The following is a 22066-nucleotide window of genomic DNA, read 5'->3' on the forward strand; positions in this document are numbered from 1 at the left end:
AGTCACCTATGACCCAAGCCATATTGCAGTTACAAGCCATTGAAAAGTCTTTCCCTGGGGTTAAAGCCCTAGACAAAGCCTGTTTAAATGTTTATCCAGGCCAAGTGATGGCATTGATGGGCGAAAATGGCGCAGGCAAGTCCACCTTAATGAAAGTGCTCACTGGGATCTATGCATTAGATGCCGGTCGCATTATCTATCAAGGTGAAACGCGCACTTTCAACGGCCCCCGAGATTCACAAGCCGCCGGTATTAGCATTATCCATCAGGAGCTAAACCTATTACCTGAGCTCACCATCGCCGAAAATATCTTTCTTGGTCGTGAAATTACATCCGCCTTTGGCCGCATCCTTTGGGATGAGATGAATGCACAGGCCGCGGCGCTGTTAGCACGCTTAGCCATTACCCATGCGCCGCAAACACGGGTGGGTGACTTGAGCTTAGGCGAGCAGCAGATGGTCGAGATAGCCAAGGCTATCTCCTTTGACTCTAAAGTCATCATCATGGATGAACCGACCGATGCGCTTACCGACGTAGAGACTCAATCGCTATTTAAGGTGATTAATGAGCTGCGCGATCAGGGCTGTGGCATCGTTTATATCTCCCACCGCATGCAAGAGATCTTTACTATTTGTGATGCGGTTACCGTATTGCGTGACGGCAGCTTCATCCACGAATGTGCCATCGCCGATATTGATGAAGACCGTCTAATCGAGCGTATGGTTGGCCGTAAATTGGCGGACCAATATCCGCGTATCGCTAATACACACCAAGGCTGCAGACTCGCGGTTAGCGAGCTATCGGGCGTAGGGGTTAATAACGTCAGCTTTAGCCTTAACAAGGGCGAGATCTTAGGTTTCTCAGGCTTGATGGGCGCAGGGCGTACCGAGTTGATGAAAATCATCTTTGGCGCGAGCGCTAAAACTCAGGGGGAGATTAACCTAAACGGCAATCCCATCAAGGTGAACAGTCCTCAGCAAGCGCTTGATGCGGGCATCGCCTATATTTCTGAAGATCGCAAGGGAGACGGCTTACTGCTGGACCTGTCGGTTAAAGAAAACATGTCTATTTGTGCACTCTCAAAGCTCAGCAGTGGACTACAACTGCGTCATCAAGATGAGGTCTCTGAAGTCGATCATTTCATTGGTGCGTTTAATATCAAGACGCCGACTCGAGATGCACGCATAGGTAATCTGTCGGGCGGAAATCAACAGAAAGTCGCCATTGCCAAGGGCTTAATGACACAACCTCAGGTGCTGATCTTAGATGAGCCAACTCGTGGTGTGGATGTTGGGGCGAAAAAAGAGATCTACGATCTGATTAACCGCTTCAAAGCCGATGGCATGAGCATCATTTTAGTGTCATCGGATATGCCGGAGTTAATGGGCATGTCGGATCGTATTTTAGTGATGCATCAAGGCCAGATCACCGGTGAATTCGATGCCGCCCAAGCAGAACAGGAAACCATTCTTGCTTGCGCAGTCGGTAAAACATTAAACAAGGATATTGCATGAGCCAGTCAATAACAGCGCAACCATTTTACAAGCGCATTAATAAAGCTTGGTTGATTGAGAATAAGTCTCTCATCGCCTTAATGTGTCTGATTTTCGTGGTGTCACTGCTGAGCCCAAATTTTTTAACCGTCGATAACTTACTCAATATTTTCCGTCAAACCTCAATTAACGCGATTATTGCGGTTGGCATGACTATCGTTATTCTCACCGCTGGTATCGACTTGAGTGTCGGCTCGGTTTTGGCCTTAAGCGGCGCGATTGTGGCAACTCTAATCGGCATGGATGTGCCTGTTATGGTGGCCTTGCCTGTGGCGCTGATTGCTGGCGCGGCATTAGGGGCGATTAGCGGCATTATTGTCGCTAAGGGCAAGGTGCAGGCTTTTATCGCCACGCTGGTGACCATGACATTGCTGCGCGGTGTGACCATGGTTTATACCGATGGCCGCCCAGTACCGACAGGCTTTAGCGAGACTGCCGACAGCTTTACTTGGTTAGGCACAGGTTATCTGCTGGGCATTCCTGTGCCTGTGTGGTTGATGGCGATGGTGTTTGCTGCTGCTTGGTATCTGCTAAATCATACTCGTTTTGGTCGTTATATTTACGCCGTGGGTGGCAATGAGTCGGCGGCCCGTTTATCGGGGATCGCGGTCGATAAAGTTAAGATTGCAGCTTACGCTATCTGTGGCTCGATGGCGGCTTTGGCGGGGATTATCGTCACCGCGCGTCTGTCCTCTGCGCAGCCAACGGCAGGTATGGGCTATGAGCTCGATGCGATTGCAGCCGTGGTACTCGGTGGCACCAGCTTAATGGGCGGTAAGGGCCGCATCATGGGAACCTTAATTGGCGCGCTGATCATCGGTTTCTTAAATAACGCATTAAACCTGCTGGATGTCTCCTCTTATTACCAGATGATTGCTAAAGCCAGCGTTATCTTGTTAGCGGTACTTATCGACACTAAGCAAAAAGCGTAATTTCGGTTCGGCAGGGGCGTTTATCGTCCCTGCTTTTGTTCTGAAAGTTCTTATCATTCTAGAGTCTACTATCATAAAGGCTGGGTATTGAAAGGCGATTATGAAGCAACGTATTAATAAGAAAGCATCAATGATGTTAGCGGTAGCGTTACTGCCGAGTGCGATATCTTTTGGCGCCAGCGCCCAAGACGCCATCGCTATCGTGTTGTCGACGATGAATAACCCCTTCTTCGTTACCATGAAAGATGGCGCCGAAGCCAAGGCCAAAGAGCTTGGCTACAAGCTGATTGCACTGGACTCGCAAAACGATCCAAGCAAGGAGCTGGCAAACGTAGAAGATCTCACTATGCGTGGTGTTAAGGCTATCTTGATTAACCCGACCGATGCACTAGCTGTGACCAATGCGATCCGCACCGCTAACCGCGCCAATATTCCGGTTCTGACATTAGATAGAACCGCTGAACGTGGCGACATCGTCAGCCATATTGCCTCAGATAATATCGCTGGTGGTGAGCTCGCGGGGCAGTTTATTGCCGAGCAACTGGGGGCGAATGCCAAGGTTATCCAGCTTGAAGGTATTGCTGGTACTTCTGCCGCCCGTGAGCGCGGTGAAGGTTTTGATAATGCGGTTAAAGCGTATGACTTAAACATGCTCTCGAGTCAGCCTGCAGACTTTGACCGTTCAAAAGGCTTAAACGTGATGGAAAATATGCTTGCCGCCAATGGCGATGTGCAGGCGGTGTTCGCCCAGAACGATGAGATGGCCTTAGGTGCCCTACGCGCCATTGAAGCCGCAGGTAAGCAGGTGATGGTCATTGGCTTTGACGGTACAGATGAAGGGATTGCCGCCGTTAGGCGCAAACAGTTATCGGCAACGGTTGCCCAGCAGCCAGAGCTGCTCGGTGCAACTGCGATAGCCACAGCTGATAGGCTATTAAAAGGCCAAGTCGTTGAAAAATCTATTCCTGTAGCGTTAAAAATCATTACTCAAACACAGTAATCTTACTAATAATTTGTCACACTAGCCTACATATATATGTGCACTCTAAAGTGCGTGCCTATTGAGCTAGTATCATTGGTGTATTTTCCCTCTGAGCCCAACATCATTGCGAGCTGGGTATTTGCTACAGAGGTCATCGAGGAAAGTTAATGTCTCAGTTAATCGTTTTAGGCAGTGTGAATGCCGACCATGTTCTTCAAGTGCCTTCTTTTCCACGCCCAGGGGAAACCTTACATGGCCATAACTATCAGGTCATTCCCGGTGGTAAAGGGGCTAATCAGGCGGTAGCTGCTGCACGCCTTGGTGCCGATATCGGTTTTATCGCCTGTGTGGGTGACGACAGTTTTGGTCAAAATATTCGTCAGGCTTTTGCTCAGGACGGTATGGATATTTCTGCTGTACACATGATTGACAATACGCCGACGGGTATTGCGATGATCCAAGTGAGCGAGAGTGGCGAAAACAGTATCTGTATTGCCGCAGCCGCGAACGATGGGTTAACCTCCGAGATCGTTGAGCAGCACGGCGAGAAGATTGAGCAAGCCAAATACCTGTTGATGCAGTTAGAAACCCCGCTTGCGGGCATCGAGCTTGCTGCCAGCATTGCTAAAGCCCAAGGGACTCAGGTGGTATTAAATCCAGCACCTGCACGTAGCCTACCGGATGCACTTCTCGCTATGGTGGATATCATTACCCCAAATGAGACCGAAGCCGAACTGTTAACAGGTGTGGCCGTGACGGATGCAGGCAGCGCTGCAAAAGCGGCACAAGTGCTACATGACAAAGGCATCGCTACCGTGATGATCACCCTAGGTTCGAAAGGTGTTTACTTGAGTGAGCAGGGGACGGGCAAAATCATTCCTGGCTTTAAGGTACAGGCAACCGATACTACGGCCGCTGGCGACACCTTTAACGGCGCACTTGTGACTGCGTTATTGGAAGGGCAAACAATGGATAATGCGATTGTCTTTGCCCATGGTGCAGCGGCGATTTCGGTGACGCGCTTTGGCGCACAAACTTCAATTCCATCACGGGATGAAGTTGAGCAGTTTATCGCAACGAACTAATCTGCGATTGAATTTTAATAGTAATTAAGGAAGTTATCTCCCAATGGCCACCATGAAAGATGTTGCCAAACTTGCCAACGTATCCACATCCACGGTGAGCCATGTGATGAATGCTACTCGCTTTGTCAGTGAAGACATTGCAAAGCGAGTGCAAGCGGCTGCGCAGCAACTGAATTATCACGGCCCTTCTGCGGTGGCCCGCAGCCTTAAACAGAACCGCACCAAAACCATCGGCATGTTGGTGACCACCTCGACTAACCCATTCTATGCTGAGGTGGTTCGCAGCGTGGAGCAGGCGTGTTACCAGCAGGGCTATAACCTTATTCTGTGCAATACCGAGGGCGATGCCCAGCGTCTTAAGCGCTCGTTAACCACACTGATTGAACGCCGCGTCGATGGTTTAATCATGATGTGCGCCATGTTAGAAGGCGAAGATGCGCTGATCTATCGCCGCTTAGATGCCTTACCCGTAGTGGTGATGGACTGGGGGCAAGTTGATTTTCCTTGTGACAAAATTCAAGGGCATTCACGTCAGGGCGGTGTGCTCGCTACCCAATACCTGATTGATAATGGCCATACCCAAATCGGCTGCATTACTGGGCCGCGTAATCGCCAGCAGGCAGACTTGCGCTACGAAGGTTTTGTGGATGCTATGCAGGCGGCTAATCTGCCGATTAACCCAGATTGGGTGGTGGAAGGTAACTTTGAGACCGAAGGTGGCAAGGCGGCGTTCGCTAAGTTGCAAGGGAGCGGTGAATTACCGAGCGCCCTGTTTGTGTGCAATGACATGATGGCTATCGGCGTATTGCATGAAGCGCAGCGCACCGGGTTGCAGATCCCTGAGCAGTTGTCAGTGATCGGTTACGACAACATTCAGCTAGCGAAATACATGACACCGGCCTTAACCAGTATTCATCAGTCGAAGGCGCGTTTAGGCGCGGCGGCGGTCAATGCGCTTATCGCTAGGCTGCAAGATCCAAGTCTGCCACAACAATTTATGGATATTGAGCCAAGAGTGACCGAGCGAGCCAGCGTCAGTAGAAAATAAAACCAATGAAAAAGGCGAATGAATTATGGATCCATTCGCCTTTTCTCAATGAGCGGTTTAAACCTGATTTACATGGCTTACTTAATAAATGCGAATGCATCCCCGTAGAGGTGCTCTTCCTCTACGCCCATGGTGCGGAACAGCTCACGTGCTGCGCCGACCATATCGAAACGTCCCGCGATATAGATATCATAGCCAACTAGGCTATCGAAATCGTGCTGGATCTGCTCCAGTAGATTAGCCTGCTTGCCTTTCCAGTCATCGGTCGCTTCTTCGATAACAGGCACAAAGTTCAGCCATGGATGGGCGTCGTGCCACTCGCGAGCGATGGTCTCATAGTACATGGCATCTTGATTGCGGCAACCCCAGTACAGGGTGGTTTCAATCTCTTGGCCTAGGGCTATCTTCTGCTCGACAATACTCTTGATATAAGAGAAGCCTGTACCGCCAGCAATCAGTAGGCGGGGGCGTACACTGTCTGCACGTAGGTGTGCATCGCCACCGGGTACATCGATTTCGATAGTGCTACCTACCGCTAGACACTCTTTTAAGCGCTCAACAACCTGCATCGGGTAGCTTTCACTCACCGCCGCGCCGATATGCAGTTCGATATGCTCGGCATCGGGGGCCGAAGCGATAGAGAATGGGCGCTTGTCTTTCTCACCCATCACGATACAAAGGTATTGGCCCGCCTTAAAATCAAAAGCGGTGTTAGGCTTTAAAATCACCTGATAGACGGCGTCATTAAACGGCGCAACTTTTTCGATAGTACAGCTTATTGTGTTCATCTTTAGTCCTTGATGCGCTTCTCTTTGGAAGCTTATTCACTATTAATCTTTTAGCCTGCTAAGCAGGCTATATCGAGCTTAGCTAATTGGTTAGCCCTGTATTCCCTATAGGGTCGGGGCGTCATCTATGCCTAGCTCGCCCCAGATGGCATCGACTTTCTGTTTAACCGCTTCGTCCATCACTATAGGCGTACCCCATTCGCGGTCGGTTTCACCTTCCCACTTATTAGTGGCATCCATTCCCATCTTAGAGCCGAGACCGGCGATCGGTGAGGCAAAGTCGAGGTAATCGATAGGGGTGTTATCTATCATCACTGTATCGCGTTTGGGATCCATGCGGGTAGTAATCGCCCAGATCACATCGTTCCAGTCTCGGCAGTTCACATCTTCATCCACTATCACGATGAACTTAGTGTACATAAACTGACGTAGGAACGACCATGCGCCCATCATTACCCGTTTAGCATGGCCCGGGTACTGCTTACGGATCGAAATCACCGCCATACGGTAAGAGCAGCCCTCAGGCGGCAGGTAGAAATCGACTATCTCTGGATACTGCTTACGCAGAATCGGCACAAACACTTCGTTTAGTGCCACACCGAGCATCGCGGGCTCATCTGGTGGACGGCCGGTGTAGGTGCTATGGTAAATCGCATCTTTTCTGTGGGTGATATGGGTCACCGTAAATACAGGGAAAGAGTCGGTTTCGTTGTAATAACCTGTGTGGTCACCGTAGGGACCCTCTTCGGCCATCTCTTCAGGATCGATATATCCTTCTAAGATGATCTCGCTGGTGGCGGGCACCTCTAAATCACAACTGATGGCTTTACAGACTTCGGTGCGTTCACCACGTAAAAGCCCTGCGAAAGCATATTCGCTCATGGCATCGGGAACCGGTGTTACCGCACCTAGAATGGTGACTGGATCTGCGCCTAAGGCAACGACTACTGGGTAGCGCTCACCTGGATGCTTCTCTTTGAAATCTTTAAAGTCTAATGCGCCGCCACGATGATCAAGCCAGCGCATAATTAACTTGTCTTTGCCGAGCAATTGCTGGCGATAAATGCCTAAGTTCTGGCGCTTTTGCCTTGGCCCTTTAGTGATAGTTAAGCCCCAAGTGACTAGCGGTGCAACATCGCCCGGCCAACAGTGCTGAATTGGTAGCTTAGTTAAATCAACATCGTCACCGGTTTTTACCACTTCTTGGCAAGCTGGGTTACGAACAGTTTTTGGCGGCATGTTCAAGGCTTGCTTAAACATTGGGATCTTAGCGATGGCATCTTTAAAGCCGCTAGGCGGCTCGGGTTCTTTTAGGAAAGCCAGTAGCTCGCCAACATCGCGCAGCGCGATAGGATCTTCTTTACCTAATGCCATTGCAACCCGTTTTGGGGTACCAAAAAGGTTAGCCAGCACCGGCATGTCGTTGCCGACAGGATTTTCGAATAACAGAGCTGGGCCCTTGGCACGCAATACACGATCGGCAATCTCTGTCATTTCCAAATGAGGATCGACGGGATGACTAATACGCTTAAGCTCACCATTGCTTTCTAAGTGGGCTATAAAGCTACGCAAATCCTTAAAACTCATAGGGGAATTCTCATCGCTATAAACTGTGATATGGCGCGCACTATAGCACTATTCCAACGTGCGTTAAACGCTTGTTCATCAAAGCGTGGCATCGAAATTATTCAGTGAATACTGAACTGCTGCCTGTTATGGGGGGAGGCGGGGGGCCTAACATTGGCGAATCGGGTGATTAAGCGTAAGATTAACTAGTCGGTTATGGCGAACTTATCGAGGAGGACGGCTATGAATACAGTCAAATGGAGCCTGAGTTTCCTTTTGGTCATAGGTGCATCGAGTGCGGCTGCTGTCGCGCAACCGAGTCAGCTTGCCCAGCAACAGCACAGATACCTCTTTGCCAATTCATCGATGATCAATAACGTAAGTGTTGGTGTCGGTTGGAGTAATCATGATTACCGTGATCCTTGGCGCTGGAGCGTTGGCGTGTCTAATGGTTGGTACGGTTATCCTTATGGTAGTCGTTATTACCGTCCGGGCTGGCGTCCTGGTTACAACTGGCGCTGGGGCTACCCTTATCGCTATAACAGCCGCTATGTGTATCCCTATCGTTATGATAGAAGTGAATATAAGCCGCGCAAACCTAAAGTGGTGGCGACGCCCGAGCGGGTGACCACTAGTGTCAGCTATTCAACCGGACTGACTCGTTTGCCTGATAATGCGCGTGTGATCCAAAGAGATGGCCGTACACTTTATGAGTGGCAGGGCATTGAGTATGTGTATGACTGGGATTCTAAGACCTACCAACAGGTACCTAGCAAAAGGTAAAATAACTGCTAGAGCGCCATTTTATTCTGGCGGTGAAACTTGGTACCCTGAACGCAGAAAACAGCTAATACATGGAAAGATACTGAATGAGTTGGATGGAGTTCACCATAGAACTGCTGGATAAGCTTGTCTGGCCCGGAGTGCTAGTGTTTGCCGTTATCACCTTAAGGCGGCCTATCTCTAAGTTGATCCCCTTGGCTAAAAAGCTGAAATTTAGAGAACTGGAAGTGGAGTTTGGTGAGGGACTTAAGGCAGTAACTGAGCAGGCTCAGGGGGTCTTTCCTGAACTGAAAACCGATAAAAAGTCCATGCTTATCGCCTCTGCTAACCACTTGCCCAATTCCGCCATCATAGAGGCTTGGGAGCAGGTTGATTTAGCGGCCGAACGCTTGATCAAGTCTCACTGCGATAACATCACCTTAGATAAAAATACCCGATATAAACACATTGAGAATATCTTGATCAGTGAAGCCTTGATTGATACCAAACAGGGAAAGCTATTCAGTGAACTGCGCCAATTGCGTAATCGGGTTGCTCATGCGGTGGGCTATGAAGTGGGCGGGGCAGAAGCGATTCAATATATTGAACTGTGTTTTAAGTTGATAGAGCACCTAAACAATATTAGCCCTTCAACGGCCCAGCTCTGTGACACTCAAATTAAAGAGCTCGCCAGCTAATAGGCTCCATTAGTACTAGGAGCCTATTAGCTGGCTTAGATTAGGAGCTGTGGAGTATGAAGCGTTAACTCTTTGCCTTTAGATACATATCGTAGCGGATAATTTTAAATCCTGAGTCATCGAATCGTTTATTGAACTTCATGCCTAGCTTTAATAGTACATTGATTGAAGCTTGGTTTTGCTCGACCACATCACCGACAATATAGTCGAGATCCATCTTGGCTTTGGCGTACTCAATGCAGGCTTGGTTGGCCTCTGTGGCATAACCCTTGCCCCAATGTTCGGGAGCTAAGCGATAACCGATATCGGTTTCATTGATGCGATAATCATTTTTAAAGCCACAAAAACCAATCACTTGATTACTCTCTTTTAAGACGATGGCCCAGCGGGCATAACCAAATTGTAAATACTCTGTCAGCCAAATATCACGAATGATACGTTCGGCATCCGCCATCGACTGAATGACGCCAGCATCCCCGGTATAGAGGTTAACTCGTTCGTCGGCATTAAAATCATAGACGGCTTGGGTATCATCGAGATTAAACTCTCTAATGATTAATCTCTGTGTCTGGGTTATGAATTTGCTCATTGGTTTTCCTTTACCATACAAGGTCTGTGATTGCGTTTTCAGTCTCACCGATAATGGTTTTAACTACTTTGTTATCGGCATCTAGCAAAATCAGCCTTGGAATGCCTGCATTGGCAAATTGACCGTAGATCTGTCTATCGGTATCGGCCACTAAAGCGAAGTTAAGCTCATATTCGGCGGCAAATTTATTTAAGACGTCACTTGTCTCTTCGCGACCGATACCTATGATATCCACGTTAGGGCTTAGGTGTAGATCAGAGTTAACTAGGTGCTTCAAGGTGCGTTGTGAGTCGGGGCACCAAGTGGCAAATAAGATCAGTAGTTTATTGTTTTTAGACTCATTGAGATCCTGCACATTGCCTTGAGTGTCAACGAATCGAGTAACAGGCGCGCTGTCACCGGGCTGAACATAGGTGAGGTATTCAACTGGAGTTGGTGCACTGGTGCAGCCTGAAATGGTGAACAGCAATAGGCTGGCAAAAGACAGTTTTAGTGCTTTTTCCCAGCTAATGGTTTTTTTTGTGCTAAGGGCTTTCACGTTTGGCATCCATTCTCTTTAATAGGTCTTTAAAATAACAGAGCTTTAACGGAATGTATAAGCCTAGCTTGCAACAGCGTGTAACTTGGTTACGCTTCTGGCACTGAAAGGTACTCGTCGCCAGCACGCGTGGTATCGGCTTTTAACAATAAATATAACAGGGTTGTTGACAGTTGAGCGAGGACAACATATCGTGGTGGTTCATATATCATTATGTTCGTTAAGTTATTGATTAACAGAATCTATCAAGGAAAATTACGTGTTATTAACACCCATAGAAGCCTATTACTATCTATAGCCACAATGGCGTAGATAGAGGTTATTTCATCCCCCCCTCATGCTTTAAATCACTCCATTGTGGCAATTCCATTTTCTTTCGGAAGTTGGCCACCATCAAAGCCTGTTCCGAACTCTTTATCTTTAATTTGGAACACCATAAATGAACAAAAGTAAAATCTTCGGCAGTATGCTAATTATCGCTGGTACGACAATCGGTGCGGGTATGTTGGCATTACCTCTCGCTGCATCGGGTCTAGGCTTTGGTATGGCCAGCGTAATCATGTTGTTAATTTGGTCTTTGATGACCTATACCGCACTGCTTATGATTGAAGTGCATCAACATGCGCCTATCGATGCCACGCTGCACACCTTGGCCCATAAGCTACTGGGTCGTAAAGGTCAGGTCATTGCTAGCTTTTCGATGATGTTTCTATTTTACGCTCTCTGCGCGGCTTATATCGCCGGTGGAGGAGAGCAGATGCACAGTAAGTTAACGAGCTGGTTTGGGCTCGACCTGCCGATGCAAGCGGGAGCGATCATTTTTACCTTGTTGATCGGCGCAGTGGTTGCCATTGGTACACGCTCGGTGGATTTGATTAATCGCAGTCTATTCTCACTTAAGCTAATTGCGCTGGTGGTGATGTTGTTTCTGTTGCTCCCCCATGTCTCGGTGGAAAACTTGGTTGAGTTGCCAGTGCATCAAGGTTTAGTGCTTGCGTCTCTACCTGTTATCTTCACCTCTTTCGGCTTTCATGGCTCCATTCCGTCGGTGGTACGCTACTTAGGTAAAGATACCAAGGCACTGCGCTGGATCATCGTTGTTGGTTCCTCATTGCCTTTAATGGTTTATGTGTTGTGGATGTTAGCGAGTCAGGGCGTACTGCCACAGCAGGAGTTAATGGCTAGCCAAAGCCTGAATGGTTTTATTGGTTCTCTGAGCCGTATACTCGAAAATCCTATGATTGCTAGTGCGGTATCGATCTTTGCCGATCTCGCCTTAGCGACATCATTTCTTGGGGTGAGTTTAGGTCTGTTTGACTTTATTTCTGATCTGCTTAAACGCAGTGCTAAGCCTAGCCACAGACTACAAGTCGGTCTAGTGACGTTCTTGCCACCACTGGGGTTTGCCTTGTTTTACCCTCAAGGATTTATCACTGCGCTAGGTTATGCTGCCTTTGCCTTAGTGATTTTAGCGGTATTCTTACCTGTCGCCATGGTTGCTGCACAGCGTAAGCAACAGGGGCTAGAGGGATATAGGGTAAAAGGCGGTAACTTAGGTTTAGCTGCGGCGGCATTAGCCGGTGTGTTGATCATTAGCGTACAGTTGATGCAGATGTTTAACCTACTACCTTCGGTTGGCTGATCTCCACTAAAAGCGATAGAGTGGCTTATTCTCCGATTTATTAGCGGAGTAATTGATTGAAAAGTAGCTGATTAAGTATTAATTTACGAGATTGGCTGGTTTTTTAGTCATTCGAGCGATTAGAATAAAATTAGGCTTTACATTGCAGCCGATGACACCTATTATCTGCGGCGTTCGGAGAGATGGCAGAGTGGTCGAATGCACCGGTCTTGAAAACCGGCATGGGTTTGTAGCCCATCTAGGGTTCAAATCCCTATCTCTCCGCCATACATAGAAAAGCCCGTTACCGCAAGGTAACGGGCTTTTTGCTATCTGCGATTTATAAAGAAGAACCCTAGGGTTCCTGTAGTTTAAAATAAGCTATCCCTCCGCCATATTTAGAGAAAGGGCTTCCAGTAATGGAAGCCCTTTTTCGTATGTTTAAATAAAAGTTGAACCCTAGGGTCCTGTTGTTTAGAGCCGCTATCTCTGAATTACTTTTGTTCCTCTCCGCTAGAGGCTAGCGCTGGTTATTTGTACGAGTGCAGTAAGGTTTTGAGAATAAATGCAGCTCAATCCCCTAAAAGTGAGTAGAACTTTTCATTTTTTGACCATTCAGTTCAAATTGGGCTTTACATTGAAGTCGAGTATCCTTATTATCTGCGGCGTTCGGAGAGATGGCAGAGTGGTCGAATGCACCGGTCTTGAAAACCGGCATGGGTTTGTAGCCCATCTAGGGTTCAAATCCCTATCTCTCCGCCATATTTAGATGAGGCCCCAGCAGAAATGCTGGGGCCTTTTCGCATTTAGGAAGTCCGACTTTGAACCCTAGGGTTCCTGTAGTTTAAAATAAGCTATCCCTCCGCCATATTTAGAAAAAGGGCTTCCAGTAATGGAAGCCCTTTTTCGTATGTTTAAATAAAAGTTGAACCCTAGGGTTCCTATTGTTTAGAGCCGCTATCTCTGCGCCATATTCAAGATGAAGGGCTAGTCGAAAGACTAGCTCTTTTTCGTTGTAGCGTTAGTAAAATTGAACCTAGGGTTCCTATTACTCAAGGTCAGCTACCTCTGCGTTATCTATAGATACTGATAGGCTGTCTTTTGTGAACAGTTTTGTGTAACAGGGGGCTGCCTCTTAGGCTTTGTTGCTTTAATCGGCGATTGATAACCTTATTGAAGTCAACCTTGTAGCTTGATCGTTGATATGGCATACAAAATTAGTGATTTCTCATTTTTATGGCTAATTTATTGCTGAATAATTCTTGTCTAGGGAGAATGTTTAATTTTCTTGAGGAAACACACAGGTTCAGTAAAGTATTGTATTCATTAACCATCAATTACTGATATAAACCATTTCACAAAATAAAACTGCATGTAAGCACAGCGCATTCCAAGCAGTAGTAATCTCAATTCTTTGTATACCCTGGAGCACCAAAATGAGCTGCGATCTGACTCTCGATAGTTTTCTTTCTACCGTTGCTGTCCGTAACCCTGACCAACCTGAATTCTTGCAGGCTGTAAAAGAAGTGCTTACTTCTATCTGGCCTTTTGTTGCTGCGCACCCTGAATATTTAGATGCGGGTATTTTAGAGCGTCTTGTTGAGCCTGAGCGCTTGATCCAGTTCCGTGTTTCTTGGGTCGATGATCAAGGAAAGGTGCAGGTTAACCGTGCTTTCCGTATTCAGCACAACTCGGCGATCGGTCCATTCAAGGGCGGTATGCGTTTCCATCCTTCTGTTAATCAGTCGGTTCTTAAGTTCTTGGCTTTTGAGCAGACCTTTAAAAACGCATTAACTACATTGCCGATGGGCGGTGGTAAAGGTGGTAGTGACTTCGATCCTAAGGGCAAGAGTGACGGTGAAGTGATGCGCTTCTGTCAGGCCTTAATGTTTGAACTACACCGTCACCTAGGTGCAGATACCGATGTGCCAGCTGGTGATATCGGTGTGGGTGCACGTGAAGTTGGCTACATGACAGGCATGATGAAGAAGCTGACTAATAGCGCAGAGTGTGTGTTTACCGGTAAAGGCTTATCTTTCGGTGGCAGCTTAATTCGTCCAGAAGCGACTGGCTACGGCCTGCTGTACTTTGTGGAAGCCATGCTAAAAGCTAAGGGTGAAACCTTAGAAGGCAAAACCGTTACCGTATCGGGATCGGGTAACGTGGCGCAATATGCTATCGAAAAAGCGATGGAGATGGGCGGTAAAGTCATTACTGCATCAGATTCAAGCGGTGTGGTGTTTGACCCTGAAGGCTTTACCCCAGAGAAGCTTGCTAAGTTGATGGAAGTTAAAAACGAACGTCGTGGACGTGTTGCCGATTACGCCTATGAGAATGGTCTAGAGTACGTGACTGGCGGTACGCCTTGGCAGTTTGCGGCTGACGTTGCGCTACCTTGTGCAACTCAAAACGAGCTGGATGGCGAACATGCCAAAATGCTGATTGCCAATGGCGTGCAGATGGTTGCAGAGGGGGCAAACATGCCAAGCACGGCTGAAGCTATTGCGTTAATGCATGAAGCAAAAGTACTGTTCGCACCGGGTAAGGCGGCTAATGCGGGTGGGGTTGCCACCTCTGGTCTAGAGATGAGCCAAAACGCGCTGCGTTTAAGCTGGAGCCGTGACGAAGTCGATATGCGTCTGCGCGATATCATGTACTCTATTCATGCCACCTGTGAGCAATATGGCCGTGAAGGTACGCACATCAACTATGAATTAGGTGCTAACGTAGCAGGCTTTGTGAAAGTGGCCGATGCGATGAAGGCGCAGGGCGTCTACTAAGCGAATTTGATTGATGAAAAGGGCCGTCTGGCCCTTTTTTGTTTTCTACTGTGGCATATTTAATTCGCAGGGAAACTTACGGTTAAATGGTGATGGTGTAGCTTTTTGTTCTCAACACTATCAGGTTGTTTGGGTAATATGCTGTGAAACCTTTTGTTATTTCAACTTTTCGGGTGTACTTTTAGCTTGTTGGGTAGCAATCGAACGGCCCTAAATCGGACTGGTTATCGCTATCTCCTTTCGCATAAATTGATACTAACTGTATAAGATTGAAATCATGAAAAAATCACTACTCGCTTTAGTTTTTGCCTCGGTTTTCAGTTATAACGCGAGTGCCTGTACCGGCATCACCCTATCAACTACGGCCAACGATCAGATCCAAGCGCGCACTATCGAATGGGGGCATAGCGACCTCAATAGTAAGCTGGTTGTCTCGCCTCGTAATTACCAATATACCTCGACTATGCCGGATCAGCAGCAAGGCCTCACCTGGAAAAGCAAATATGGCTTTGCTGGGATCTCGGTGAGTGACGATCGCTTTATTGCCGAGGGGATTAACGAGAAAGGACTGACCGCCGGACTATTCTATTTCCGTAATTATGGCTCTTTGGCCAAGTACGATCCTAAGCAGACTGCAAATAATATCACCGATATGGACTTTGTACGTTGGATGCTCAGTCAGTTTGAAACAGTTGCCGAGGTTGAAGCAGCATTAGATAAAATCAAGATTGTCACCGTTTATTTCGATCAGCAAGGTAACCCCTCGCCAACGGCGCACTGGCGTGTGTCTGATAAACAGGGCAACAGCATAGTGATTGAAATCATGGATCACGGCAAGATCAATATCCATAAGAACACGGCTAAGGTGCTAACCAACTCTCCGGATTACAATTGGCAGGTAACCAACCTCAACAACTACATCAACTTACACCCAGGTATCAGTCCACCACAGAAGATTAACGGTGTCGAGGCGCAATCTTTTGGTGTCGGCTCTAACTTTGTCGGCTTACCGGGGGATATCTCACCACCATCGCGATTCGTGCGGGCGGCGTTTTACGTTAATACCGCTCCTACTTTAAACAGTGCGGAGCAAGCCGTTTCACAGGCGTTCCATATCTTAAATAACTTCGATATTCCTATCGGCAGTGAGTTTAATGATAAGTCTCATATACCAGCCTTGCCCAGTGCAACCCAATGGACCTCGGTTATCGATCAGAGTAATGGGCTGCTGTTTTATAAGACCATGCATGACAGCACGATTAAGCGAGTAGACTTGAATCAGTTGGATTTTACCGCCAAGCAGGAGCGTAAACAGAAGTTAGATAACGGCAAGTTTAGCTATCGAGAGGTGACGGTTCACACTCAGTAAAGTGGATAAATGATAGCTCAAGGCTCACTTGAGCTATCAAAGACGCGTACTTAGAAAGTGAGTGAGGTTTGTTGTACAGCGCCGAACTCGTTGTCACTACGAGCTTTGCCGTAGGAGACCCATTAAAATCCTCTGTGCTTCCAAAAAGCTGCTATCTTGTCTTCTTCCTCATTCAAGTGCACTTTAAAGGTCTTCTCGGCAATGACTTTGCCTTTAAGCTCTAGGGTCATGCGCCAGTTGCCGACTTTATTATGCTCGGGAGCCCAGATGGTGTCGCCTAGATAAAATTTCCAGTCGTTGGACTTTACAAACACTTCGCCGTCGAATGGTGGACGAACCTGACCATTATCATCGGGGATATTTGGATGATAGATGCAGTATTTTAGTTTTTGATTCTTAGCTTTCTTGATTTGGGCGATAAAACCAAACTCGATATCTATCTCGGCTGGTATATGCATGGTTGATTTTAATAGGCGGGGTAGGTTACTGCTCTCCTCATCCCACTGGGTGAAGATACCGCTACGAACAATAGTGACATCGGGCTTGAGTTTAGACACTTATTGGGCTGTAACTGATGAGTGGTATGTATATGATACTTAAAAGGTTGGGGCTTTTCACGTTTTGAAGTGCTTTTATAAGATCGTTTCCTAAGCCTCTAAGGTAACTTTTAAGTTCAGCTCCTGATTAGGCCTAATCACCGTAAAAGTACTATTTTTCGCCATAATATATCGATATATGTGAACACAGTGGGTTGAATTACTAGACATATTTATCTAGCTAGGTAGTCTAGGAGTTCTAAAATGAACAGGGAAATATCATTTAATGAACTTAGCGATTCTGTATTACGTTTACGATCCTATGTGTAGCTGGTGTTGGGGGTATAGGCCGACTTGGTCTGCGCTGCAATCTAAGCTGCAAATGACTTACCCTGAGCTCAGTATCGAATATAAGTTAGGTGGCTTAGCTCCAGATAGTGACGAGCCTATGCCCGACGATATGCAGCAATTTTTGCAGCAAACATGGAACAAGATCGCCGAGCAATTAGGTACTAAGTTCAACTTTGCTTTTTGGCGCGATTGCCAGCCTCGCCGTTCAACCTATCCCGCCTGTCGTGCCGCTCTGTTAGCGAGAGAGATTGGCCTTGAACAAGAGATGATTCTTGCTATACAAAGGGCCTACTATTTAGAGGCTAAGAACACCTCAGATAATGCGATATTAATTAAACTCGCGGCTGAGTTGGGCTTAGATGCCGAGCTATTTGCACAAGCTCTGGATAGTGAGGCGACTAGGAGAAAACTTGAGGAGGAGGTCAGTCGTACCCGGCACCTGCCTATACAAGGATTTCCCTCAATTGTGCTGCTGGTGAATGGCGAGTTTTATCTTATCGAGCTTGATTATAAAAACTGGCAAACCAGTTTTCAGCAGATAGCGTCTTTACTGAGCGAATAGCTTCTAACTATTCAATACAGCTCACTTGATCATCGTTATTGATAGTCAGCTTCAGCACTTTCATATATTGATCATGGGTGACATAGCCACAACGACCATTAATGTAAGCCCCCGAGGATAAGCGGATCCGATAAGCATAATCACCATCGGCTTGCTCGGTGCTATGGTGAATTCGCATGGTTTGTTTCGGAGCGATATTATCAAAGACCAGATTATTGCTAGGCAGGCTGACTTCGACTCGAGTGAGTAGCTGCCCAGACTGATTAATCACTTTTACGCTGGGCATAATAAACAGGTAGGCGTGATAGCCGATAAAAAGGCATAAAACTGAAAAAGCCAGCATGAGTAGGCAAGTTCGCATTCAATCTCCTTGATTAGGAACACTGCCGATCTTTAAACGGCATCTGAAACGCTAAGCTGTAATTAAGTATAGAAAACGCGGCAGTGATTTCATTTTATTTAGCGTCTCTATCCGCTCTATATTACTTTCTTAATCTTGCTCTCTTAATCTTGCTCTCTTAATCTTACTCATTAGCCACGCGCGATAGTGAGGTCGCTAATGTAGCCGTGTTCGCTGCTCTGTAATGCCTGTTTTAGCATACCAGCAGCTTCATCAGCGCTCATAAAGCTATCGGTATTAGCGTTTTTGCCACTGGTTGGCCAAAAGCTGGTGGCCATGCCGCCAGGATAGACAGCAATTAGCTTCATCGGACTGTTTTTTAACTCTAAGCGTACCGATTCAATTAGTGCCTTTACCGCCCATTTTGCAGCACAGTAAGTGGACTCTTCGGCTTTAGGGACCAGTGCCGCGGTGGACATCACCATTACCACGGTCACGCTTTGATCTTTATAACGTTTGACCGCCTCGCGCAGTAAAAAAATCGCCGAGGTGACATTGTTATTGAGGAGATCTTTTATCGCCTCAGGAGATTGAGTTTCGATGGGGCCAAAATAGCCACTGCCGGCGCTATGGATTATCAACGATGGCACCGTGGCTAGGTTATCGAATAGCGCCGCTACGTCATCGGCATCGCTTAGGTCGGTAACTTGAGTCTGGCAAGCTTGGCCGATGTCTGTGGCGACTTCCTGTAAACGCTCACTATTGCGACCACTGATGCAAATTGGACTTTCTTTGCCATATTGCTTAGCGAGTGCTGCGCCTAACCCGCTACTAGCTCCGGTTATAAGTATCATAGTGGTCCTTACTCTTTGTTCAATGGTTTGTTGATGTTATCTCTGTTTCAGTAAGCTTATTCGATCTCGAGAATAGCTTGTCCAAAGTCTATCTGCTGCCCATTCTCAACCAAAATAGCGCTGATCACGCCGGTTTTGTCGGCTGTAATTCGATTGCTCATGGTCATGGCTTCGATAATACAGACCACCTCTCCGGCAGTGACTCTCTGCCCTAAGGTGCACAGTGGCTGCTGACTCTGTTTTTCCATTAGGTAAATGGTGCCGACCATAGGTGAAATTAGCTGGTGGGCCTCATCGTCTGCAATGTCATCATAGTTATCACTGCTAGCTGTATATGGGCGAGGCGTTGCTGGGGCTACAGCGCTGGCTGGTGCTAAGAAGGTCTGTGTGTTGGCCTGCATCGGTACAGGGCTGTGGCGACAGATCCGTACCGACTCTTCACCCTCTTTTATCTCTAGTTCAGCGATATCAGATTCTTGTACTAGCTCTATCAGTTTCTTGATCTTACGAATATCCATAGCTTGTTACTAACCTTGTTTATCAGCTGCATTAATTCGTGCAATCGCGGCTTGCAGTGCGAACTGATAACCCTGGGCACCTAAGCCGCAGATCACGCCAATGGCTTTGTCTGAAAAGTAGGAGTGATGACGGAACGGCTCGCGGCTGTGCACATTAGAAAGGTGCACCTCAATAAAGGGAATGGCGACGCCAAGCAGAGCATCTCTAAGAGCGACACTTGTGTGGGTAAAGGCGGCTGGGTTGATGATCACCATATCGGCATCACTGTTGTGAATGGCCTCAATAAGTAGATGCTCGGCGTTGGATTGAATGTGCTCTAACTCGACTCCGGCCGCTGCCGCGCTTTGCTTAAGATCTTCGACAATCTGCTCCAGAGTATGGTGACCATAATGACCGGGCTCACGACGTCCGAGTAAGTTTAAATTGGGACCATTGACTAATAGGATCTTGGCTTGACTGCTCATGAGTATTCCCTTGCTATACACCTTGAATGCGTGCTGAGTGAGTGGGCGCTTATAGCGTTGATTTCAACAAAAAAACTGCTGCTTGTCGAACATTGTAGAGTGAATGGCAAAATAAGTGAGTATTTCTCAACAGCAGCGCAAGTATCGGCACTAAAAGCTGGGCTTATTTTGCCTTAGGGCCTTAGTGGCTCCCTTTTGCTTTTTGGCATCGACACGGCGGCGCTGACTGCCCTTAGTCGGTTTAGTAGCTATGCGCTTTTTCTGCACCGCATTTACACTCGCTATCAGGGCGATAAACTGCTCCAGTGCTGTTTGGCGGTTAAAATCTTGGCTACGGCTCTGTTGGCACTTAATGATGATTTTGCCGCTCTTGGTGATGCGATGATCGGCTTTGGCGAGCAAGCGCTGCTGATAATATTCTGGTAGCGAGGATTGCTTGATATCAAAAATCAGCTGCGCCGCCGTTGACACCTTATTGAGATGTTGCCCACCTGCGCCGCTAGAGCGGATAAATTGCCACTCCAGTTCATTGTCTTGAATCGATACTGAGTTAGATATCTTTATTGCTGCCAAAAAGTCACATCCATTATTTTTAGTGCGTGTTGGAATTCTGTTCACGCTCGGTCTTAGATTGCCTTAGGTCAATATTAACAGACTTTTAGCGCAAATAAGGGCCGAGTCCACTTTTCCTTCACTCTGGGTTTGCTATTATCAAGCAATATTGAAGTACCTATTGCTTCAGCTATTTTGTGTTATGGAGCCAATCTATGCTGTGTAAGATCCCTGATATTGCCAAGGGCGTGATCAGTTTATTCGCTAGTGGGCGCTTGTCGACCGAAGATTATGGTCAGATCATGCAGCCGCTAATCGAAAGTTATCGTGATACCACGGGCAAGACCTGCATCTATGTTGAAGCCGATGTGCTGTTAGAAGGCTGGCAGCATGAGTCGCTAGCGGGCAGTGGTGAGGTGCAGTTGCCTAACTTTGACGCCCTAGTGCTAGTGGGTGGGCCCGATTGGTTTGGTAATGCAGTGAGGCTGATGGGGCCATTTATGCAAGGTGAGGTAGCTTGGTATCCCCTAGAGCAAAAAGCGCTAGCCGTGCAATGGGTTGCTGCGCGTACCGAGCAGTGTGAATAATTTTGATTTAATTTTGGTATCATTAGCCAAGATTGCTTTTTAATGTCGCGTATAAATATAGAAGGATTTACGAATGTCTTTATCTAAACTGTCAGGATTATCATTGGTTTGTGCACTGGTTTTTGGTTTAAGCGCGTGCGCTCCAGAGGTTGGCAGCGAAGCTTGGTGTAAGCAGATGAAAGAAAAACCATCGGGCGATTGGACAGCGAATGAAGCTGCTGATTATGCAAAGCATTGTGTATTCAAATAATTATTAATGTTCGGCTCGCATTGAAAATGAGAGCGAGTTCACTAAGAGTTAGATAATAACTTGTTCGGTGTGAACTTTCGTTTATGATGCGAGTCATATTGAATAGAGTGTGCTAACACTAAGATTTTTAAACCGAATTTATAGGTGCAGTTTGCGTTTATTTACTCCTCAATCTCTATATAAAATGGCAGCGTTGCTGATTGCCGTTGTCCTCCTGCAGTTTGCAGGCGGCAGCATCGGCGCGCACCAGCTGCATTTAGGAGATCACGAGGAGGAAAGTGCCCAACACCCGCATTTACAGTTTACTGCCGATGTGACCACATTCACTGAATGTGTAGACTGTACCTGCTCATTGGATCCGCAAGCGAGTGTGAGTGTCGAAGAACCTGCACATAGCCATACCGTGAGCAAAACTGAATCTAAGAACTTCGATCTTTGCTTAGACTGTCCTTGTCATGGTGGTCATGTAACGACCATGTCATTTGTTACTATGGTGCCATCAGTACCGGTGAGCGACGAGCTAAACAGTATCGATGTCCAATATTTACCTCCAGAACAACTTCCTGATTATCGCCCTCCAATTGTTTAACCCTATCGGGGTTGAAGTTCGGTTTGGTGGTTGACCATCTATGGCCCAGTGGCCAAATAGCCTGACTTCCTCTTCGCTAAATCTTTATCAAAATACTGTGTGAATTTTGCCGTGACCGGCCGACGTAATGCTATTGCGCTAGCTGCAGGGT

The 22066-nt window shown here is 47.2% G+C and carries 24 protein-coding genes and 2 tRNA genes; 16 read left to right on the top strand and 10 right to left on the bottom strand.

Annotated features, from left to right (window positions below; translation table 11 throughout):
- Nucleotides 1-8 precede the first annotated feature (8 nt).
- The 5 genes from rbsA (at nucleotide 9) to K5Q92_RS12480 (ending at nucleotide 5600) form a co-directional block, all read left to right on the top strand.
- A complete protein-coding gene (rbsA, locus tag K5Q92_RS12460; protein ID WP_220769325.1) occupies nucleotides 9-1514 on the top strand; it encodes a ribose ABC transporter ATP-binding protein RbsA in 1506 nt (501 codons plus the stop codon).
- Nucleotides 1511-2485, top strand: a complete 975-nt coding sequence (rbsC, locus tag K5Q92_RS12465) for a ribose ABC transporter permease (protein WP_220769326.1) — start codon at nucleotides 1511-1513, stop codon at nucleotides 2483-2485. Before rbsA ends, rbsC begins: the two co-directional genes overlap by 4 nt.
- 130 nt (nucleotides 2486-2615) lie before the next feature.
- Nucleotides 2616-3485 (top strand): ribose ABC transporter substrate-binding protein RbsB, encoded by an 870-nt coding sequence (rbsB, locus tag K5Q92_RS12470; protein WP_374758451.1) that lies wholly within the window; start codon nucleotides 2616-2618, stop codon nucleotides 3483-3485.
- 149 nt (nucleotides 3486-3634) lie between these two features.
- Nucleotides 3635-4552, top strand: a complete 918-nt coding sequence (rbsK, locus tag K5Q92_RS12475; protein ID WP_220769328.1) for a ribokinase — start codon at nucleotides 3635-3637, stop codon at nucleotides 4550-4552.
- Nucleotides 4553-4595: 43 nt separating this feature from the next.
- A complete protein-coding gene (locus tag K5Q92_RS12480; RefSeq protein WP_220769329.1) occupies nucleotides 4596-5600 on the top strand; it encodes a substrate-binding domain-containing protein in 1005 nt (334 codons plus the stop codon).
- Between the two features lie 77 nt (nucleotides 5601-5677).
- Here the strand turns inward: K5Q92_RS12480 and fre are convergent, their stop codons facing one another.
- Entirely contained in the window at nucleotides 5678-6388 is a 711-nt protein-coding gene (gene fre, locus K5Q92_RS12485; RefSeq protein ID WP_220769330.1) for an NAD(P)H-flavin reductase, read from the bottom strand.
- A 105-nt stretch (nucleotides 6389-6493) separates the two neighbouring features.
- Nucleotides 6494-7975, bottom strand: a complete 1482-nt coding sequence (ubiD, locus tag K5Q92_RS12490; protein WP_220769331.1) for a 4-hydroxy-3-polyprenylbenzoate decarboxylase — start codon at nucleotides 7973-7975, stop codon at nucleotides 6494-6496.
- 222 nt (nucleotides 7976-8197) lie between these two features.
- On the opposite strand from ubiD, the gene K5Q92_RS12495 reads away from it, so the two are divergent.
- Complete coding sequence (locus K5Q92_RS12495) at nucleotides 8198-8737, top strand: hypothetical protein (protein ID WP_220769332.1); 540 nt, start codon at nucleotides 8198-8200, stop codon at nucleotides 8735-8737.
- Between the two features lie 86 nt (nucleotides 8738-8823).
- A complete protein-coding gene (locus K5Q92_RS12500) occupies nucleotides 8824-9414 on the top strand; it encodes a hypothetical protein (protein ID WP_220769333.1) in 591 nt (196 codons plus the stop codon).
- Between the two features lie 64 nt (nucleotides 9415-9478).
- Here K5Q92_RS12500 and K5Q92_RS12505 read toward each other — a convergent pair whose 3' ends face one another.
- Both K5Q92_RS12505 and K5Q92_RS12510 read right to left on the bottom strand, forming a co-directional pair.
- Nucleotides 9479-10003: a GNAT family N-acetyltransferase gene (locus tag K5Q92_RS12505; protein ID WP_220769334.1), complete on the bottom strand. Its 525-nt coding sequence runs from the start codon at nucleotides 10001-10003 to the stop codon at nucleotides 9479-9481.
- 10 nt (nucleotides 10004-10013) lie between these two features.
- Nucleotides 10014-10550 carry a TlpA disulfide reductase family protein gene (locus K5Q92_RS12510; protein WP_220769335.1) on the bottom strand — a complete coding sequence of 179 codons (537 nt, stop codon included), beginning with the start codon at nucleotides 10548-10550 and terminating at the stop codon, nucleotides 10014-10016.
- Between the two features lie 430 nt (nucleotides 10551-10980).
- Between K5Q92_RS12510 and tyrP the strand changes: the two genes are divergently transcribed.
- From tyrP to K5Q92_RS12535, 5 genes are all read left to right on the top strand, one after another.
- Nucleotides 10981-12183 (top strand): tyrosine transporter TyrP, encoded by a 1203-nt coding sequence (tyrP, locus tag K5Q92_RS12515; protein WP_220769336.1) that lies wholly within the window; start codon nucleotides 10981-10983, stop codon nucleotides 12181-12183.
- 176 nt (nucleotides 12184-12359) lie between these two features.
- A tRNA-Ser gene (locus K5Q92_RS12520) sits at nucleotides 12360-12450 on the top strand.
- Between the two features lie 383 nt (nucleotides 12451-12833).
- Nucleotides 12834-12924, top strand: a tRNA-Ser gene (locus K5Q92_RS12525).
- A gap of 674 nt (nucleotides 12925-13598) precedes the next feature.
- Complete coding sequence (gdhA, locus tag K5Q92_RS12530) at nucleotides 13599-14942, top strand: NADP-specific glutamate dehydrogenase (protein WP_220769337.1); 1344 nt, start codon at nucleotides 13599-13601, stop codon at nucleotides 14940-14942.
- A gap of 277 nt (nucleotides 14943-15219) precedes the next feature.
- On the top strand, nucleotides 15220-16311 hold the full coding sequence (locus K5Q92_RS12535) for a linear amide C-N hydrolase (protein ID WP_220769338.1): 1092 nt from the start codon (nucleotides 15220-15222) through the stop codon (nucleotides 16309-16311).
- 122 nt (nucleotides 16312-16433) lie between these two features.
- On the opposite strand, the gene K5Q92_RS12540 is transcribed toward K5Q92_RS12535, so the two are convergent.
- Nucleotides 16434-16868: a DUF3859 domain-containing protein gene (locus tag K5Q92_RS12540; RefSeq protein WP_220769339.1), complete on the bottom strand. Its 435-nt coding sequence runs from the start codon at nucleotides 16866-16868 to the stop codon at nucleotides 16434-16436.
- 265 nt (nucleotides 16869-17133) lie between these two features.
- Between K5Q92_RS12540 and K5Q92_RS12545 the strand changes: the two genes are divergently transcribed.
- On the top strand, nucleotides 17134-17760 hold the full coding sequence (locus tag K5Q92_RS12545; protein WP_220769340.1) for a DsbA family protein: 627 nt from the start codon (nucleotides 17134-17136) through the stop codon (nucleotides 17758-17760).
- Nucleotides 17761-17767: 7 nt separating this feature from the next.
- Here K5Q92_RS12545 and K5Q92_RS12550 read toward each other — a convergent pair whose 3' ends face one another.
- From K5Q92_RS12550 to arfB, 5 genes are all read right to left on the bottom strand, one after another.
- Nucleotides 17768-18121 (bottom strand): hypothetical protein, encoded by a 354-nt coding sequence (locus K5Q92_RS12550; protein WP_220769341.1) that lies wholly within the window; start codon nucleotides 18119-18121, stop codon nucleotides 17768-17770.
- Nucleotides 18122-18291: 170 nt separating this feature from the next.
- The gene (locus tag K5Q92_RS12555; RefSeq protein WP_220769342.1) at nucleotides 18292-18954 is read right to left on the bottom strand and encodes an SDR family NAD(P)-dependent oxidoreductase; all 663 of its coding nucleotides are present in this window, start codon (nucleotides 18952-18954) and stop codon (nucleotides 18292-18294) included.
- Between the two features lie 56 nt (nucleotides 18955-19010).
- Nucleotides 19011-19472 (bottom strand): acetyl-CoA carboxylase biotin carboxyl carrier protein, encoded by a 462-nt coding sequence (gene accB / locus K5Q92_RS12560; protein WP_220769343.1) that lies wholly within the window; start codon nucleotides 19470-19472, stop codon nucleotides 19011-19013.
- 9 nt (nucleotides 19473-19481) lie between these two features.
- Nucleotides 19482-19937, bottom strand: a complete 456-nt coding sequence (gene aroQ, locus K5Q92_RS12565) for a type II 3-dehydroquinate dehydratase (RefSeq protein ID WP_220769344.1) — start codon at nucleotides 19935-19937, stop codon at nucleotides 19482-19484.
- 150 nt (nucleotides 19938-20087) lie between these two features.
- Nucleotides 20088-20510: an alternative ribosome rescue aminoacyl-tRNA hydrolase ArfB gene (gene arfB, locus K5Q92_RS12570; RefSeq protein ID WP_220769345.1), complete on the bottom strand. Its 423-nt coding sequence runs from the start codon at nucleotides 20508-20510 to the stop codon at nucleotides 20088-20090.
- A 194-nt stretch (nucleotides 20511-20704) separates the two neighbouring features.
- Here arfB and K5Q92_RS12575 point away from each other — a divergent pair, with 194 nt between their 5' ends.
- From K5Q92_RS12575 to K5Q92_RS12585, 3 genes are all read left to right on the top strand, one after another.
- Nucleotides 20705-21076, top strand: a complete 372-nt coding sequence (locus K5Q92_RS12575; RefSeq protein ID WP_220769346.1) for an STAS/SEC14 domain-containing protein — start codon at nucleotides 20705-20707, stop codon at nucleotides 21074-21076.
- Nucleotides 21077-21149: 73 nt separating this feature from the next.
- On the top strand, nucleotides 21150-21326 hold the full coding sequence (locus K5Q92_RS12580; RefSeq protein ID WP_012275728.1) for a DUF3012 domain-containing protein: 177 nt from the start codon (nucleotides 21150-21152) through the stop codon (nucleotides 21324-21326).
- A 184-nt stretch (nucleotides 21327-21510) separates the two neighbouring features.
- Entirely contained in the window at nucleotides 21511-21915 is a 405-nt protein-coding gene (locus K5Q92_RS12585) for a hypothetical protein (RefSeq protein WP_220769365.1), read from the top strand.
- Nucleotides 21916-22066 lie beyond the last annotated feature (151 nt).

It is taken from the genome of Shewanella sp. MBTL60-007 (assembly GCF_019654915.1).
GTDB lineage: Bacteria > Pseudomonadota > Gammaproteobacteria > Enterobacterales > Shewanellaceae > Shewanella.